This is a genomic window from Paracoccus sp. SY, assembly GCF_002901215.1.
Lineage (GTDB): Bacteria > Pseudomonadota > Alphaproteobacteria > Rhodobacterales > Rhodobacteraceae > Paracoccus > Paracoccus acridae.
The window spans coordinates 1-2,911 of sequence record NZ_NWMQ01000113.1 but is presented as its reverse complement, the minus strand read 5'-3'; the positions used below and the strand labels follow the sequence as shown (position 1 = coordinate 2,911).

General features: G+C 75.0%; 2 protein-coding genes. Both read left to right on the top strand.

Going from position 1 to position 2,911, the window contains the following annotated elements; genetic code table 11:
* Positions 1-39: 39 nt before the first annotated feature.
* Positions 40-1,152: a DNA repair exonuclease gene (locus CK944_RS21870; protein WP_103175144.1), complete on the top strand. Its 1,113-nt coding sequence runs from the start codon at positions 40-42 to the stop codon at positions 1,150-1,152.
* The coding region (locus tag CK944_RS21865) for an AAA family ATPase (protein ID WP_103175143.1) at positions 1,149-2,911 on the top strand (1,763 nt) is incomplete at its 3' end. The genes CK944_RS21870 and CK944_RS21865, both read left to right, overlap by 4 nt.

Sequence of the window (2,911 nt, the reverse complement as noted above, 5' to 3'; positions counted from 1 at the left end):
CTCGATCCGCGACAGTGCCGACCGAAGGACCCCTGCCCTATGTTCCGCTTCCTGCATTCGTCCGACTTGCACCTGGGCAGGGCCTTCGGCACCTATCCCGAAGCCATCCGCAACCGCCTGCGCGAGGCCCGCCACGGCGCGATCGCCCGGCTGGCGCAGGCCGCGCGGGACGGGGGCGCGGCCACGGTGCTGCTGGCGGGCGACACCTTCGACGCCGAGACCCCCGCCCCCGACACCCTGCGCCACGCCCTGCGCGCCATGGCGGCCGAGGCCGACATCACCTGGATCATGCTGCCGGGCAACCATGACAGCCTTGCCGCCACCGAACTGTGGCGGCGCATCGCCCAGGACGGGGCGGCCAACCTGCGGGCGATCACCAGCCCCGATCCGGTCGAACTGGCCCCCGGCGTGATGCTCCTGCCCGCCCCCTGCACGCAGCGCCGCCCCGGCCGCGACCTGACCGAGGCGATGGCCGCCCCCACACCCGAGGGCTGCCTGCGCATCGGCCTTGGCCACGGCGCCATCGCCGACTTCTCGGGCGAGGACGGCGCGGCGGGCATCATCGCCCCCGACCGGGCGCGGCTCTGCGGCCTTGACTACCTGGCGCTTGGCGACTGGCACGGCCGGATGGAAGTGAACGGGTCCACCTGGTATTCCGGCACACCCGAGGCCGATGGCTTCAAGCACTCTGCGGCCTGCTGCGCGCTGCTGGTGACGCTGGAGGGGACGGCGCGGGTCCGGCCGGTGGAAACCGGCAGCATGGGCTGGCGGACCGTCACGCTGGACCTGCTGCCCGGCGACGATCCGCTGGCCCAGCTGGACGCGGCCCTGCCCCCACTGAGGCTGCGGCGCAACCTGCTGGTCCGGCTTGTCGCCACCGGCCGCCTGCCCTTGTCCGACCGGACCGCGCTCGAGGCCGCAGCGCAGGCGGCCGCCCCCGACTTCGGTTGGTTCAGCCACGACCTGTCCGGCCTCGTGACCGAGGCGCAGCCCGACGACCTGGACGGGATCGACCGCGCGGGCGCGCTGCGCCAGGCGGCCGAGGCGCTGCTGGCCGAGGCGGGCGATCCCGACCGCAGCGCCACTGAGCGCGCGGTGGCCGCATCCGCGCTGACGCGGCTCTACGCCCTCGCGCAAGAGGTGGGGGCATGAAGATCCGTGCGCTGCAATTGACCAACGTGCGCCGCTTCGCTGGCCATATCGCCCGGATCGAGGGGATCGGCGACGGCATCACCGTGCTGTGCGAGCCCAACGAGTTCGGCAAGTCCACCTTCTTCGACGCCATCCATGCGCTGTTCTTCGAACGCCACCGCGCCACCCGCGCGGCGATCAAGGCGCTGCAACCCCATGTCGGCGGCGCGCCCGAGGTGGCGGCGGACCTGGAGTTGCCCGACGGGCGCTATCGGGTGGAAAAGCGATGGCTGACCCGTGCCTCGGCCAGGGTGTCGCGCGACGGGCGGACGGTGGCCCAGGATGACGAGGCCGAGGCCTGGATCGACCGGATGCTGGGGGCGGGCCTGTCAGGGCCTTCCGGCCTTCTGTGGGTGCGGCAGGGCCTGCTGGGCCTGGAGCCCGAAGGCAGTTCGGCCAGCGACAAGTCCGACCGGGAACGGGCGCTGTCGGCGCGGCGGGATCTCTTGTCTTCGGTCGCGGGCGAGATCGAGATGATGACCGGCGGGCGCAGGCTGGACGGGGTGGTGGCGCGGGTCGGCGATGCGTTGGGCCAGCTTGCGACGGCGACCGGGCGCCCCAAGGCGGGGGGCGAATGGGCGCGGGCCGAGGCCGAGGCCGAGGCCCTGCGCGCCGAGGAGGCCGAGCTTGCCGCCAAGGCCGCGCGGCTGTCGGGCGACCTGTCCCGCCGCAGCGAGGCGCAGCGCCAGCTTGCAGCCTTGGACGACCCAGCCGAGGATCAGCGCCGTGTCGAGGCCCTGACTGCTGCCCGCGCCGCCCTGGCCGAGGCCGAAGCCCATGCAGACCGCCTGGGGGCGGCGCAGCGCGCCCTGGCCCTGGCGCAGGCCACCGACGACAATGCCCGTGCCGAGATCGAGCGGCTGGAAACGCTGTCGGACCGCGCCGCCCGCGCGGCCCAGGCCCTGGCCGCGGCGACCGAGGATGCGGCCCGTCATGACAGCCGCACAGCCACCCTGTCCCAGGCCGAAGGTGACACCGCCGCTGCCCTTCGGGATGCCGAGGCCGCCACCCGCGCCCTGCGCGACCGGCTGGCCCTGGCGCAGCGGGCGCGGCTGGCCCGCGCCGCGCAGGACCGGGCCGCACACCTGGCCCGCAGCCTGGCCGAGGCCGAACGCCTGCGCGCCGACATGGAGGCACAGCGGGCGCAGCGCGGGTTGCTGGTGGTGACGCCGCAGGCCCTTGCCGCCGCCGAACAGGCCGCCGACGAGCTGAACCGGGCCGAGGCCCGCCTGGACGCGCAGTCGGTCAGCCTGTCCCTTGCCTATAGCGGCACCGCGCGGGTCCGCGCCGATGGGGCCGACCTGCCCGAAGGCCCGCATCGCCTGACCGGCCCGCGCGACTTCGATCTGCCCGGCATCGGCACCATGCGCATCGACCCCGGCACCCAGACCGGCGGCGACCGGGCGCAACTGGACAAGGCTGCGGCCACGCTGGCCCAGCGGCTGTCCGCCTGCGGGGCCGAGGACCTGGCCCAAGCCCGCGCCCGCCTGGTCGAGGCGCAGCGGCTGGACGACAGCCTGCGCAGCGCCCAGGGCCTTCTGGCCCAACTTGCGCCAGACGGCCTTGACGCGCTGCGCCAGGCCCATGCGCAGGCGGTGGCAGAGGCCGGTGCGGGCGCTGAGGACGCGGGCGACCCCGCCGCCCTTGAAGCGGACCTTGCCACCGCCACCGCCACCGAGGATCAGGCCCGCGCCGCCGCGGCCGAGGCGCAGGCGGCCCT

Coding starts and splice junctions, on each gene's coding strand:
- CK944_RS21870 (WP_103175144.1), top strand. CDS start 40: ATGTTCCGCTTCCTGCATTCGTCCGACTTGCACCTGGGCAGGGCCTTC.